The 14129-nt window shown below is 68.3% G+C and carries 14 protein-coding genes; 4 read left to right on the top strand and 10 right to left on the bottom strand.

Features of this window, described 5'->3' with window-relative positions:
- Positions 1-192 precede the first annotated feature (192 nt).
- The 5 genes from rplI to JIG36_RS15250 form a co-directional block, all read right to left on the bottom strand.
- Positions 193-642, bottom strand: coding sequence for a 50S ribosomal protein L9 (gene rplI, locus JIG36_RS15270; RefSeq protein WP_203376944.1), 450 nt, complete (start codon positions 640-642; stop codon positions 193-195).
- Positions 643-656: 14 nt separating this feature from the next.
- The gene (gene rpsR / locus JIG36_RS15265; RefSeq protein WP_007073789.1) at positions 657-896 is read right to left on the bottom strand and encodes a 30S ribosomal protein S18; all 240 of its coding nucleotides are present in this window, start codon (positions 894-896) and stop codon (positions 657-659) included.
- 36 nt (positions 897-932) lie between these two features.
- On the bottom strand, positions 933-1496 hold the full coding sequence (locus tag JIG36_RS15260; RefSeq protein ID WP_203376943.1) for a single-stranded DNA-binding protein: 564 nt from the start codon (positions 1494-1496) through the stop codon (positions 933-935).
- A 65-nt stretch (positions 1497-1561) separates the two neighbouring features.
- Positions 1562-1852 (bottom strand): 30S ribosomal protein S6, encoded by a 291-nt coding sequence (rpsF, locus tag JIG36_RS15255; RefSeq protein ID WP_133873827.1) that lies wholly within the window; start codon positions 1850-1852, stop codon positions 1562-1564.
- 294 nt (positions 1853-2146) lie between these two features.
- Positions 2147-3130, bottom strand: a complete 984-nt coding sequence (locus JIG36_RS15250; protein WP_203376942.1) for a hypothetical protein — start codon at positions 3128-3130, stop codon at positions 2147-2149.
- Between the two features lie 129 nt (positions 3131-3259).
- On the opposite strand from JIG36_RS15250, the gene JIG36_RS15245 reads away from it, so the two are divergent.
- Both JIG36_RS15245 and JIG36_RS15240 read left to right on the top strand, forming a co-directional pair.
- Positions 3260-4036: a deoxyribonuclease IV gene (locus JIG36_RS15245; RefSeq protein WP_203376941.1), complete on the top strand. Its 777-nt coding sequence runs from the start codon at positions 3260-3262 to the stop codon at positions 4034-4036.
- Positions 4037-4058: 22 nt separating this feature from the next.
- Positions 4059-6479: a hypothetical protein gene (locus JIG36_RS15240; protein WP_236047083.1), complete on the top strand. Its 2421-nt coding sequence runs from the start codon at positions 4059-4061 to the stop codon at positions 6477-6479.
- A 7-nt stretch (positions 6480-6486) separates the two neighbouring features.
- On the opposite strand, the gene JIG36_RS15235 is transcribed toward JIG36_RS15240, so the two are convergent.
- From JIG36_RS15235 to JIG36_RS15225, 3 genes are all read right to left on the bottom strand, one after another.
- A complete protein-coding gene (locus JIG36_RS15235) occupies positions 6487-8016 on the bottom strand; it encodes a glycosyltransferase family 87 protein (RefSeq protein WP_203376940.1) in 1530 nt (509 codons plus the stop codon).
- A 110-nt stretch (positions 8017-8126) separates the two neighbouring features.
- On the bottom strand, positions 8127-10703 hold the full coding sequence (locus JIG36_RS15230; protein ID WP_307872726.1) for a transglycosylase domain-containing protein: 2577 nt from the start codon (positions 10701-10703) through the stop codon (positions 8127-8129).
- A gap of 364 nt (positions 10704-11067) precedes the next feature.
- Entirely contained in the window at positions 11068-11538 is a 471-nt protein-coding gene (locus JIG36_RS15225) for a DUF5318 domain-containing protein (protein WP_203376938.1), read from the bottom strand.
- A gap of 159 nt (positions 11539-11697) precedes the next feature.
- Here JIG36_RS15225 and JIG36_RS15220 point away from each other — a divergent pair, with 159 nt between their 5' ends.
- Positions 11698-12348, top strand: a complete 651-nt coding sequence (locus tag JIG36_RS15220; RefSeq protein WP_203376937.1) for a PadR family transcriptional regulator — start codon at positions 11698-11700, stop codon at positions 12346-12348.
- A gap of 20 nt (positions 12349-12368) precedes the next feature.
- Positions 12369-13448, top strand: coding sequence for an inositol-3-phosphate synthase (locus JIG36_RS15215; RefSeq protein ID WP_133876851.1), 1080 nt, complete (start codon positions 12369-12371; stop codon positions 13446-13448).
- Between the two features lie 70 nt (positions 13449-13518).
- On the opposite strand, the gene JIG36_RS15210 is transcribed toward JIG36_RS15215, so the two are convergent.
- Entirely contained in the window at positions 13519-13908 is a 390-nt protein-coding gene (locus JIG36_RS15210) for a hypothetical protein (RefSeq protein ID WP_203376936.1), read from the bottom strand.
- Entirely contained in the window at positions 13905-14105 is a 201-nt protein-coding gene (locus JIG36_RS15205; RefSeq protein WP_236047081.1) for a hypothetical protein, read from the bottom strand. The genes JIG36_RS15210 and JIG36_RS15205 overlap by 4 nt, the downstream gene beginning before the upstream one ends.
- Positions 14106-14129 lie beyond the last annotated feature (24 nt).

The following is a 14129-nucleotide window of genomic DNA, read 5'->3' as shown; positions in this document are numbered from 1 at the left end:
ACGCGGATGATGCAGGTGACGCGGGGTGACGCGGACGCGGGCGAAGCGGCGCGGCGACCAAGCGGCCAGGCGATAAAGCGGCGCAGGCGACGAACAAGAAACGCGACCCGCGAAGGGCGGCCGAGGCGACAAAACAGAACGGCGCGCCGGGACCGTAAGATCCCGGCGCGCCGTCCGTGCGCGAAGGCGGTGTTACTTGGCGGCGACGACGTTCACCGGGAACGTCGCGGTCACCTCGGGGTGGAGCTTGACCTGGACGTTGTAAGCGCCCGTGGTCTTGATGTGGCCGGGCAGCTCGAGGCGGCGCCGGTCGAGCGACGGACCGCCGGCGGCCTTGACCGCGTCGACGATCTCGGCCGGGGTGATCGAGCCGAACAGCCGGCCACCGTTGCCGGAGCGGGCGGTCAGCGTCACCTTGAGGCCGGACAGCTGGCCCTTGACCTCGTTGGCCTGGCCCAGGTCACGGATCTCACGGGCGTCACGCGCCCGCTTGATGACCGCGACCTGCTTCTCGGCGCCCTTGGTCCACTGGATCGCGAAGCCCTGCGGAAGCAGGTAGTTGCGGCCGTAGCCGTTCTTGACCTCGACGATGTCGCCGGGGGTGCCGAGACCCGACACCTCCTGGGTGAGGATGATCTTCATATTGGTGATCCTCCTCAGCGCGCCGTCGCCGTGTACGGCAGGAGCGCCATCTCGCGGGCGTTCTTGACCGCGCGGGCGATCTGCCGCTGCTGCTGCGAGGTCACCCCGGTGACCCGGCGGGCACGGATCTTGCCCCGGTCGGAGATGAACTTCCGCAGCAGGGCGGTGTCCTTGTAGTCGATGTAGGTGATCCCGTCCTTGTCGAGCGGGTTCACCTTCTTCTTCGGCTTGCGAAGCGCCGCAGCCTTAGCCATTGCTCTTACTCCTGAACTCGGTTAGCCCTCAGCGGGCTAGAAGGGAGGCTCGTCGTCGAACGAGGAGTTTCCGCCGCCGCTGCCGCCGGAGCGGCCGCCGCTGGAGGCCGGAGCCGCCGTCGCCCACGGGTCGTCGAAGTTGTTGTTTCCTCCGCCGCCACCGCTGCTGGACTGCTGACGGTTTCCACCGCCACCACCGGAGGCGCCGAAACCGCCACCTCCGCCACCGCCGGAGCGGTTCATGCGCTGCACCTTCGCCGTGGCGTACCGCAGCGACGGGCCGATCTCGTCGACCTCGAGCTCGTAGACGGTGCGCTTCTCTCCCTCGCGGGTCTCGTAAGACCGCTGGCGCAGCCGGCCCTGCACGATCACCCGAGAGCCGCGTTGCAGCGACTCGGCGACGTGCTCGGCGGCGTCACGCCAGATGTTGCACGCAAGGAACAGTGGCTCGCCGTCTTTCCACTCGCCCGACTGCCGGTCCATGGTGCGCGGCGTGGACGCGATGCGGAACTTGGCAACCGCCGCACCCGAAGGGGTGAAGCGCAGCTCGGGATCGTCGGTGAGGTTACCGACGACCGTGATAACGGTTTCTCCTGCCATGATCTTCTCCTCGCCGCTTCGCTCGTTCGTAGGAGGTTGTCAGAACCCCCTGACAAAAACGAGGCTCAGCGGGTCTCGGGCCGGATGACCTTGGTACGCAGGATGGACTCGTTGAGCCGGAGCTGACGGTCCAGCTCAGCCACGGCCTCGGGCGTCGCCTGCAGGTCGACGACCGCGTAGATGCCTTCGGCCTTCTTGTTGATCTCGAACGAGAGCCGGCGACGGCCCCAGACGTCGAGCTTCTCCACCGAGCCACCCGCGGTCCTGATGACGTTCAGGTACTGATCGAGCGACGGGCCGACGAGGCGCTCCTCGAGCGAAGGGTCGAGGATCACCATGAGTTCGTAATGACGCAAGACGTTCTCACCTCCTGTGGGCTGAACGGCCACGGTCTCTCCGTGGCAGGAGGTCTTGTGTCGATCGCATGAGAAAGCCGTGGGAGCTTGGACCCACGGCGGCCACACTGCGAACCGAGCAAGCATACCCGCGACGGTCGTGCCGCCAAAAAGAAGGACCCCGCCTTGCCGGCGAGGTCCTTCCTGGTGAAGCCGCGGGGCGTCCGATCCGCATTCGCTGGGTGGGACCTGGGGAGGAACGACCACACCGATGAGGTTGGACGCGGCCGCCCCGCGGAGCTTGTGGCCAGAAGCCTATGCGATCTGTGCCCGATTTGCACGTTGCGACACGATTGCCCGAATAGCGGCAACTGTTACTCCGACCACACAGACGGCGGCGGTGAGCGCCAGGAGGCCCAGCGGGCTGCCCTCCGGCATCGGCTCGAGCGTCGCCACGGGCTCGGCGGCGGCGATCTGGGTGGGCGGCGGGGCGGGTGCGGCCGGCTCGGCGCCGATCGTCACGGGCTCCAGATCCAGGCGCGGTACGCCGGGGAGAAGCGTCTTCTCGTCCCCGGGCGGCATCCCGGCGAACGCGGGAGCGGCGCTACCCGCCGTACGGGAAGCGGTCTTGGTCTTGGCCTGAGGAGCGGCGCCACCGTGCGGCATGGCCTGGGCCGCGGTCCGGGCCGCCTGGGCCGCGACGCCGCTGGATCGCAGGCTGGGCTGCTTGCGCACGTCCGGAGCGGTGTCGGCGGGCCGGGCCCGGGACGGACGCTCGGCGGGCGCGGCGTTCGAACCGGACGGCGTTCCCGAGGAATCACCCGACCCGGCGGGAGCCAGCGACATCGGCGACACGTCGTCGGCGGGGGCCGTAGGCGCCGGCTCGGGCTGCGCCGGCGCCGTGGCCGACGGCGACGTGGTCACCATCATCGGCGAGGCGTCGTCGCCGATCGCGCAGCTCGGCTTGACCATCACGGCCGTCGTGCCCCGCCGGAAGATCACGTCGGCCGAGGCGTTGTCGTCCAGTGAACCCTTCTCGTCGCCGCCGAGCAGCAGCTTCGCGGCGTAACCGGTCTGGTTGACCACGCGGACCGTGCTCTGTGCGGGCACCGTCATCGACTCGACGCTGGGCTCCGAACCGCACGATATGCCGAACATCCCGCCGCCGGTGAACGTCACCTGGCGAGTTCCCTCGGGCACCGGTTGCGCGCTGGCCACCCCGTTCGCCAGCATCGGCGCACCGAAGATCAGACCGCCCAGCACGATCGCCGTAACCCGATTCCGGACCTGCCGCGACATGCACCATCTCCCACTTCGCACCGGCCGATGGCCGATATCGGTCAAACGTGATCAATGGAGCTAACGAGACCCGGCAAGGCGCGGTGACGCGTGGAGGAAAGTGTCGGACGGTCGTCGTAGTCTCGTCCCATGCGCATCGGAGCCCATGTCGATCCCGCCTCCCCGCTCGAGGAGGCCACCGCCCGCGGCGCCGAGGCGGTGCAGTTCTTCCTCACCGACCCCCAGGGTTACAAAACACCCAAACCGCGAGAGGACGCCGAGGCGCTGCGAGCGTCCGAGGTGGACGTCTACATCCACGCGCCCTACATCGTGAACGTCGCCTCGCCCAACAACCGCATCCGCATCCCCAGCCGCAAACTGCTGGTGGCGCACGCCAAGGCCGCGGCCGAGCTGGGGGCCAAGGGGCTGATCGTGCACGGCGGCCACGTCGGCAAGGGCGAGGATCTGGCGGCCGGCTTCGACAACTGGCGCAAGGCCTTCGAATACGCCGAGAAAGACGGCGGGCTGCCGCTGCCGATCCTGATCGAGAACACGGCCGGCGGCGACAACGCGTGCGCGCGCCGCTTCGACGACCTGGCGCGGCTGTGGGAGGCGGTCGGGTCGTTCGGCGCCGGCTTCTGCCTGGACACCTGCCATGCGTACGCGGGTGGGGAAGACCTGGTCGGCATCGTCGATCGCGTCAAGGCGATCACCGGACGCATCGACCTGATCCACGCCAACGACTCCAAGGGCGGTTTCGACTCCGGGCAGGACAGGCACGACAACCTCGGCAATGGCAAGATCGACCCCGACCTGATCGTGGCCGCGATCCGGGCCGCTGGTGCGCCGGCCGTCGTCGAGACGCCGGGCGGCACCGAGGGACAGACCGCCGACATCGCGCTTCTGCGGGAGCGTACGGGTCGTTGACGCGCCGCACGGGGAGAGGCACATGACCGCCGAGCAGCCGATCCGCCCGCCCGCCCCGGCTGACAGCAAGCCCGGCGCGCGCACCGTCCCGGCCCAGGCCGGCCCACCGCCGCAGGAGAGCAACGCCGCGACCCCGCCACTGGAGAAGAAGGTCGCCACCCCGCCGCAGGAGAAGCAGGAGAAGCAGGAGGAGCAGGAGAAGAAGGCTGCCACACCGCCGCAGGAGAGGGGCGCCACCCAGCCGCAGGAGAACAAGGTCGGCGCTCCGCCGCAGGGAGGCACGGCCAAGGCCGGCGCGACCCCAGCCGGCAGCGGCACCACGAGCATGACGGCGACCAAGGTCGACCTGCCCAAGGTCGACGACGCTCCACAGAAGACGAAGCGCTGGTGGAAGCGCGGGGCGAAGGCGGAGCCGAGGCAAACGGCGAAGCAGCAGGCGCAGCCGGCGACAGCGACGGCCGCGACAAAGCCCGGGACGGCGACAGCGACGGCCGCGACAAAGCCGGAGCCGGCGACAGCCACGACCGCGACAAAGCCGGAGCCGGCGACAGCCACGACCGCGACAAAGCCGGAGCCGGCGAGAGCGACGACCGCAACGAAGCCGGAGCCGGCGACGGAAAAAGCGGCGAAGAAGCCGGCCGAGCCGCTGCCGACCGAACGCCCACCCGGCACCCCACCCGACCCGTGGAAGGCGTTCGCGACCACCGCCGAACGCCCACCCGGCCGCATCCGGCGCGGCACCCGCCGGCTGCTGCGTTCGCTGATCCACGAGTACGCCCTGGTCGTCTACGCCAGCCTGCTGCTGGCCGCCGCCCTCACCTGGCCGACCCTGCGCTACCCGCTGCACACCCTGCCGCAGGACGTGTGGGACCCGTCCCGCCAGGCCTGGCAGATCGCCTGGGCCGGGCACACCCTGCTGACCGACCCGACCCGCCTCTGGCAGTCCAACGCGTTCTTCCCGCTCACCGACAGCTTCGCGTTCGGCAACAGTCTCCTCGGCTACGCGCCGGCCGGCATGATCGGTGAGGGCCCGCTGGCCGCCACCCTGCGCTACAACATCCTCTATGTGCTGGCCCACGCCCTGCTCGCGATCGGCGGCTATGCCCTGGTCCGCCAGCTCGGCGCCGGCCGTACGGGAGCCGCCGTCGCCGCCGTCGCTTTCGCGTACGCCCCGTGGCGCCTCGCCCAGGAGGGCCACCTCGACATCATCTCGGCCGGCGGCATCCCGCTCGCCCTGGCGATGCTGGCCCGCGGCCACGGCTGGTCGTTGCGCCGCGGCCTGCGCCCGGAACGCCGCAGCGCCAAGTGGGCCGCGGCCGGTTGGCTGGTCGCGATCTGGCAGGTCAGCCTCGGTTTCTCGCTCGGCGTCCCGTTCCTGTTCGTCCTCGGCCTGATCCTGGTTGTGATCATCTTCGGGGTGCCGATCCGCCGTCTGCGCCGCCCCGCCGAGCGCCCGGTGCTCGGGTGGCGCCTCTGGATCACCGACACCCTCGGCCCGCTGATCCTGGCCGGGGTCAGCGGCCTGATCGCGATTCCCTATTTCCGCGTCCCCGACTCCGGCCCGGCCGGCACCGAGATCGCTTTCTTCTCCCCGCCGCTGCGCAGCCTGCTGATCGGCCCTGCGGAGTCCCGCATCTGGGGCGCCCCGCACGATGTGCCGCGCTCGTCGCTGGGCTGGCCGGCCGAGATGGGTCTGCTGCCGGGGTTCGTCCTCTATGCACTCGCGCTCGCCGGCCTGGCGTTCTCGATCTGGACGCTGCGCCAGCGACTGCTCCTGCTGGCCGCCCTGGCCGTCACGATCGTCCTGACCCTGGGTACCAACTTCTATGAGGGCCGCTGGACCTACCTGCCGCTCTTCGGCCACCTGCCCGGCTCGCTGGGCCTGCGCATCCCGGGCCGGCTCATGCTCTGGGCCACCCTGTTGCTGGCCGTCCTCGCGGCGGGCGCGGTGGCCGAGTTCGTCCGCCGGGCCGAGCATCTCTCCGAGCAGCGCATCCCGCCGTGGCCCGGCCCGTGGCTGCGGCTGGCCACCTTCATGCCGCTGCTGCTGGTGCTGGTCGAGGGCTGGAGCGCCACCGCCCACCCGGTCGTCCCGGCCCAGCCGGTCGCGATGCGCACGGTCAGCGGCCCGATGCTGGTGCTACCCACGGCCGCCCTGACCGACCAGACCGTGATGCTGTGGTCGACCACCCGTTTCCAGCCGATGGTCAACGGCTCGGGCGGTTTCGCGGCGTCCCGCCAGGCCGAGCTGCGCACCAACGTCCAGAACTTCCCCGACCCGGCCAGCATCGAATACCTGCGCTCGCTCAACATCGACCGCGTCCTGCTGCTGCGATCCCAGTCGGCCGGTACCCCGTGGGAACGCGTCGGCGACATCCCGGTCGACGCCTTGGGCATCCGCCGCGAGGACGTTGACGACGCGGTCGTCTTCCACCTGCGATGACCAGGCGCTAGACCTTCACGACGATCTCGTTCGGTGGTGGGTCGAGCGGGGCCGGAGCAGCGGCGGGGGAGCGGTCGAGGCGGAAACGCCGTCGTAGCCCGGCCACCCAGGCGGCGTCGGGCCGGTTGAGCGGACCGCCGTCGGGATCGTCGTCATAGGACTGCCGCACCGCGTCCAGCTCGGGCTTCCAGATCTCGCGGACCACCAGGCCGCAGAGCACCGCCACGGTGATCAGCCGCAGGCTCGAGGCCAGCACGAACGTGCCCTCGGGAATGACCGGTTTGCCGCCGGCGCCCATCAGCTCGGCGTAGAACGCGGTGAAGTAGCCGAACTCGGCCACGGTCCAGGCGAGGATCGCGCCCCAGCGGGGCCGCGCCAGCACGATCAGCGGGAGCAGCCAGAGCACGTACTGCTGGGACCAGACCTTGCTGGTGATCAGGAACGCCGCCACCACGAGGAACGCCAGCTGGGAGACCCGCGGGCGGCGCGGCGCCAGCCATGCCAGCAGACCGATCCCGACACAGGCCAGACCGAACAGCGCGTACGAGAGGAGGTTGAGCGACGGCACGTGGTTGCTGAGCCACTGGAACGGGCCCTGATCACCCTCGGCGCCGGACGCCCACTTGCCGTCGAGGTAGCGCCCGATGTACCAGAGTGTGCCCCAGTCGATCGGCCGGTCGCTGTTGAGCTGGAAGAACTTCAACCAGCTCTCGTGGTACCAGTAGAAGACCGGGAAGTTCACCACCGCCCACGCCACCACCGCGGTCGCCATCGCGGCCGTCCACGAGCGCATGGTCTTCGACCGCATCGCGAGCACGAGCAGCGGCCCGAGGATGAACAGCGGCCACAGCTTGGCCGCCCCGCCCAGCCCCAGGAAGACACCGGCCCAGGCCGGATGCTTCTTCGCCCACAGCCAGAGCCCGATCGCGGCCAGCCCGATGGCCAGGAAGTCCCAGTTGACGGTCGCGGTGAAGAAGATGATCGGCGAGAGCGCGAAGATCGCCACATCCCAGGGCCGTCGTCGTCGCAGCGCCAGCAGGATGGCCGCGGTCGCGACGGCCAGGATCGACAGGATGATCGCGTTGATGTTGTAGAACCACGTGCCCTGGTTGATCTCGGGGTGGTCCTGCCCGTACGCGTGGACCGGCAGCCCCAGGGCACCCATGAAGTAACCGGTCACGACCGGGTATTCCACGGGCCAGTCCTTGTAGGGAACCGCGCCCTCGTTGAGGTGCTCGGCGTAGTAGAGCGCCAGCACGTCGGTGTAGCAGAACCGGGTGTACTGCACGTTCTGCTGCCAGTCACCGCTCTGGCAGGGCGACTTCTGCACCCACGAGAACGCGAGCGTCAGGCACGTCAACGCGATGATGATCCGCGACGCCGACCAGAACCGTCCCGTCTTGGCCTCGGGGCGCACGGCGTGTGAGCCGAGCGGCCCGCCGATCGCCTCCGAGATGCCACGCACGAAGCCGTCCGACGTCGCCGGCGCGCTGGGCTTGTCAGGGCGGTCGATGTCTTCGGACGGTTGCGTGCTCATGACATGGCATCATGCCGTACTTCGCACCCGGTATCCGGAACGCCCTGCGGCGAACCAACGAAAACCGGCGTACGTCCCGAGGGACGTACGCCGGTCAGCGGAGCCGGAAGCTAGTTCTCGGGTTCGAATGTCGGATCAACCGTCGGCTGTTCGAACGTCGGCTGGGTCTCGGGTGTGTTCCCGTTCCCGCCGCCGTCGTCTCCGCCGTTGCCGTTGCCGTCATCGTTGCCGTTGCCGTTGCCGTCGCCGTTGTTGTTGCCGCCGTTGTTGTTGCCGTTGCCACCGTTGTTGTTCTGGTTGCAGTCGGGGCCGATGAAGCCGAGCACGCAGTCCCCGCCGTTGTTGTTGTCGCCGTCGTTGTTCTGCACCGGCGGCGGCGGCTCCTGGCCGTTGGCGAACGGGCTGTCGGGGTTTCCGGTCTCGACGCGGTCGGGGAAGTCCTCGTTCTTCAGGTCCTTCGCCTTGATCACGGCGTCGAGGAACTTCTTCCAGATCTTCGACGGCGTGCCGGCGCCGAACATGTCGCGGCCGTTGGATTCCTTCAGCTCGACCTTGTTCTTGGCGCCGCCGACCCAGACCGTCGCGGCCAGCTGCGGCATGCCACCGACGAACCAGGTGTCACCGCTGCCCTCCTTGAACTCCCAGGTGCCGGACTTGGCGATGCCCTCCTGGCCGCCACGCAGGTCACGGTCGTCGACCTCGACGATCTCCTTCATGACCGACTGGAGGTTGGACATCTGGTCGGCCTTGAAGACCTCGTTACCCTCGATCTTCTCGCTGCCGACGATCGACTTCTTGCCGGTCTCGGGGTCGACTCGGGTCACCGACTTCACGAAGTGCGCGTCGTGGTGCACGCCGTTGCCGACGATCGTGGCGACACCCTCGGCGTGCTCGAGCGGGACCACGCGGTACTGGCCGAAGGCGACCTCGTTGTCGAAGTAGCCGGTCTTCTCCCACGTCGACTTGTCGGTCTTGTTCAGGTCGACCAGCTTGCCCGAGTCGGTGAACATGTGGCCGACACCGGCGTCGCGGGCGGCCGCGATGACCTTGTCGCGGCCGATGCCGTCGGCGATCCAGTAGAACGGGAAGTTGTACGACTTGATCGTCGCCGTCTCCAGGTCGCAATACTTGATCTTGCCCTTACAGACCGTTCCCGGGTCGGCGCCGGCGTTACTGATCTTGGTGCCGTTCGGGCGCAGCTTCGTGCCGTCCCAGGTCGTCTTGAAGGAGATGTCCTCCTTCAACGCCGCGGCCAGGGTGTAGATCTTGAACGTCGAGCCGGGGGACTGGCCGCCGACGATCTCCGTGCCGTCGGGCGACATGTAACCGCCGTAGTCGAGGCCGTTGGCGTCATCACCGCCGTAGTAGCCGAGCACCCGTCCGGTCTTGGGGTCGATGCCGATCACCGCGGCCTGGTAGGTCGCCGGCTTGTCGTTCATCGGCGAGCTCTCGCTCTTGCGCGAACCGGCTTCCTCGGCCGCCTTCTGCACGTCGGGGTCGATCGTCGTGGTGACCGTCAGGCCACCCTTCTTGAACTCCTCCGCGCTGATGCCCATGTCGGCCAGCTCGGCCTTGACGTGCCGCATGATCATGCCGACCGGCTTGTTGTCCGTGCTCTTGACGGAGGAGGCCTTGACCACCTTGAGGTTGGTCGGATACTTCCGCTTGTCGTAGACGTCCTTGGAGATCCAACCCATCTCGTACATGTTCGCCATCGTGTATTCCCACCGTTCCTTGGCGGCGGTGGGATTCACGGTGGGGTCGTAACCGTCGTGGCTCGCGCTCGGCTCGGGCTGCTTGATGATCCCGGCCAGCACCGCCGCCTCGTACGGCGTGATCGCGTTCTTCTGCCCAGCCGGCGTCGTCACCGACTTGCCGAAGTAGCCCTGCGCCGCCGCCTCGATGCCGTAGCGCCCCTGACCCAGGTAGATGTAGTTCAGGTACATCCCCATGATCTGGTCTTTGTCGTACTTCGACTCGAGCTTGCGGGCGATCACGGCCTCGCGCAGCTTGCGGTTGATGCTGATGTCCTTCAGCTCGGCCGCGTGCCGTGCGTACTGCTGGGTGATCGTCGAGGCGCCCTGGGTGGCGCCGCCGGTGAAGTTGTTCCACGCGGCGCGGACGATGCCCTTCATGTCGATGCCGTGGTGCTTGTAGAAGTTCTTGTCCTCGGCCGCGGCGACGGCGTGCTCGACCACCTTGTTGATGCGGGCCTCGGGCACCACCGTGCGGTTCTGGTCGCCGAGCTTGGCCAGGGTCGTGCCCTTGGCGTCGAGGATCACGTTCGACTGGTCCTCGCTGACCGGCGGCGGCAGGTCGACGTCGTCGAAGAAGTACGTGCCGCCGACCACACCCGCGCCGAGCATGATGACGACCACGGCCGCGGCGGCGGTCAGGATGTTCGTGCGGCGGCGACGCTTGGCCGCCTTCGACTTGTCCTTGCCACCCCGGCCCGGGCGTTCCCCACCGAAGCTGCCCTCGTCATCGGGGGCGTTCGGAGGACCAAACCCAGTTCCCGGCCGTACGGCGGCACGAGCGACCGCCGCACGCCCGGGCGGGGGAGCGGCGGCGGCACCGACCCGGGCCGAACCGCCGACTCGAGCCGAACCGACCGAGGCGCTGCCGACGGACGCGCTGCCGACCGACGCGCTGCCCACGGAAGCGCGGCCGGAGGTGTTGTTGCCCACGGACGCACGACCACCAGCCCCACGGCGGTACGCGTCGGGCGCCGGGCGCGCGGAACCCGAGGGGCGCGCCGAAGCTGAGTAGGAACGAGGCTGGTCGTCGTCAGGCGTTGAGCCGGCGGACCCGGGCACACGGGCCCGGGCACGCGAAGACTGCGGTTCGCCGTACGGGTTCATGCGGTCTACACCTCGGTCGCGTGAGCGCACGCGAGAGGAGCCCTGGAGAGGCCCTTCCCGGCGACGCCACAAGCGGACGATTCGGGCTGCATGCCGGCAGCCGCCCTGACTGATGTCGGAAATGACCGGCTAGGACGCTGGATGCGCGAGCCGGTCGGGGTCAACTCCACGGTAGCGAGATCGATCCGCGTCATCGGCGGCTGTCCCAACTGTGTGACGATGACCCAATTTCGCGGTGGCGGCCCGCGGTGGACGAGGCGGCGACCGCCTCGACCCGATCGAGTTCGTCGGCGGTGAGCGCGTCCCGGCCGAGCAGGTACTGCTGGGTCAGGTGATTCCACGCGCAGGAGGGGCACACCTCCACGACGAAAACCTGGAACTCACGCAGCGTCATCGCGAGGACGGGCAGCTCGGCGAGCTTGCGTGCCTGTCCGGCGGTCTGCTTGAGCTCGTCGCCGTAGATGTAGTGCACGAGGGTGAGGTTGTCTCGCCGGCAGATCGGACAGCGCTCGTCGGTGGGCTCGCCATGGAATCGAGCAGCACTTTTGAGGTATGGCGAGGCATCACAGACCTCGAGCGTCCCGATCTTGCCGTTGTGCACGTCACGCAGCACAGCCCGCTTCTGTAGCGAGTAGTCGACCACCTGCCGCTGCGTGCGCATGGCGGAAAGAGTACGCGGTCGCGCGGCGAGGAGCGACAGCCATCACGCAGCGTGGCGCGCGTGTAGCTCAATCATGAACACCTTGCACACTTCCGGCAACCGATCTACGGTTGCGATGTATCGGGCCGATACATCGGGACAGAGCAAGGGGGTGGGCCGATGTTGGAGCTGGCGATTCTCGGCCTCCTTCAGGAGACCCCGATGCACGGGTACGAGCTCCGCAAGGAACTCGCCACCAAGCTGGGCACGATCCGCGCCGCGATCAGCTACGGCACCCTCTACCCGACGCTCAAGCGCCTTCAGACGGCCGGCTGGATCACCGAATCCGCGTCCGATCCGACGATGATCCCCCCGATGACCAGCAAACGGGGCCGCGTTGTCTACAAGATCACTGCCGACGGCAAGGAGCGGTTCGCCGACCTCCTCGCCCAGGCCGGTCCCGAGACGTACGACGACGCGGGTTTCGGTGTGCACTTCGCGTTCTTCTCGCGCACCGACCGCGCCACCCGGCTGCGGATCCTGGAGGGCCGCCGCCGTCGCGTCGAGGAGCGGCGGGAGGGTCTGCGCGACGTGCTTTCGCGGGCCGCCGGCCGTCTTGACGCTTACACCCTCGAACTGCAACGCCACGGACTCGACGCCGCCGAGCGCGAGGTCCGCTGGCTGGAGGAGCTCATCACCAACGAGCGCTCCGGCCGAGCCCCGGCAGGATCAGCCGGGGAGATCGACATCCCAGTCGCCGAGCCGCCACAAGAGCGCGCCGCTGAGGATGCATCCCCTGAACCCCCGCGTCCGCACAAGGACCGGCCGTGATGAACAAGGAGGCAAACGCGATGGGCTCCGTCCGCGTCGCCATCGTCGGTGTGGGTAACTGCGCCTCGTCCCTCGTGCAGGGCGTGGAGTACTACAAGAACGCCGACCCCAACGACCGCGTCCCGGGTCTCATGCACGTGACCTTCGGCGACTACCACGTATCCGACGTGAAGTTCGTCGCGGCGTTCGATGTGGACGCCAAGAAGGTCGGCATGGACCTCGCGGAGGCGATTGTCGCCAGCGAGAACAACACCATCAAGCTGACCGACGTGCCGCCGACCGGCGTCACGGTCCAGCGTGGACCGACCTTCGACGGTCTGGGCACCTACTACCGCGAGATCATCGAGGAGTCCTCGGCCGAGGCCGTCGACGTCGTGCAGGCTCTGCGTGACGCCGAGGTCGACGTCGTCGTCTCCTACCTCCCGGTGGGTTCCGAGCAGGCCGACAAGTTCTACGCCCAGGCCGCGATCGACGCCGGCTGCGCCTTCGTCAACGCGCTGCCCGTCTTCATCGCCTCCGACCCGGTGTGGGCGCAGAAGTTCACCGACGCCGGTCTGCCGATCGTCGGCGACGACATCAAGAGCCAGGTCGGTGCCACCATCGTGCACCGCGCGCTGGCCAAGCTGTTCGAAGACCGCGGGGTCGAGCTGCTGCGCACCTACCAGCTCAACTTCGGCGGCAACATGGACTTCATGAACATGCTGGAGCGCAACCGCCTGGTCTCGAAGAAGATCTCGAAGACCCAGTCGGTGACCTCCCAGATCCCGCACGAGATGGTCAAGAGCGACGTGCACATCGGCCCGTCCGACCACGTGCCGTGGCTCGACGACCGCAAGTGGGCCTACATCCGGCTCGAGGGCCGCTCGTTCGGTGACACCCCGCTGAACGCCGAGCTCAAGCTCGAGGTGTGGGACTCCCCGAACTCGGCCGGCGTGATCATCGACGCCGTCCGCGCCGCGAAGATCGCCAAGGACCGCGGCGTCGGCGGCCCGATCCTCTCGGCCTCGTCCTACTTCATGAAGTCCCCGCCGGTGCAGTACAACGACCACGACGCCAAGGAGAGCGTCGAGGCGTTCATCCGCGGCGACATCGAGCGCTGACCCCCCGCAAAACGCATTGAAGGCCGGCCCGGTCCTCCGGGTCGGCCTTTGCTCATAGTGTCGAAGTTCGTCAGTATCGAAGGCGGAGGAACGGCGTCAGCCTGTCGGCGAGACTGCCGACGGAGTCGAGCTCACCCCGCTCGATCTCGTCCGTGATCATCATTTGCTCCCAAGGTGTGATCGCAAGATCGAAACCGTTGCGGGCCAGCAAACCGTACGTCGCTCCCCAGCCGAGCCCGCTGTTCCACAATTGAAGCGGGCGCCAAGCCACGGCACTGTGCAGAAGCGCGGCCGACTGCTCCACGACGGTGGTGTAGACGACAGTGCCCAACATCTCAGCGTTAGGGCGGCTCGCCACCGCGACGAGAATCCCGGCATCCCTGACGCCGTCGTCGTGTCCGGTCCACTCGGCGAGCAAGTGCAACAGGTCTTCGGCGTCGGGCCAGGTCGAGCCGTTCATCGATCGCCGTTCAGGTCGAAGAACTCGCGATGCTCGTCGATCACCTGGCGTGCGAGCCGCTTGCTCTGACTCTCTTGCGCGCCGGCCAGGAACGCGGCGATGACCTGGTTGATCGGCGGAGCGTCGCGCGCCCGTCGGTTGTCGGAATGTTCCTGCATCCTCTGAGCGACTTCAGGCCGCACATCTTGCGTTGTCATGGAACGTTTGTACGCGTGACTATA

Source organism: Paractinoplanes ovalisporus (genome assembly GCF_016834655.1).
GTDB lineage: Bacteria > Actinomycetota > Actinomycetes > Mycobacteriales > Micromonosporaceae > Actinoplanes > Actinoplanes ovalisporus.
This window is presented reverse-complemented; position numbering and strand designations above follow the sequence as displayed.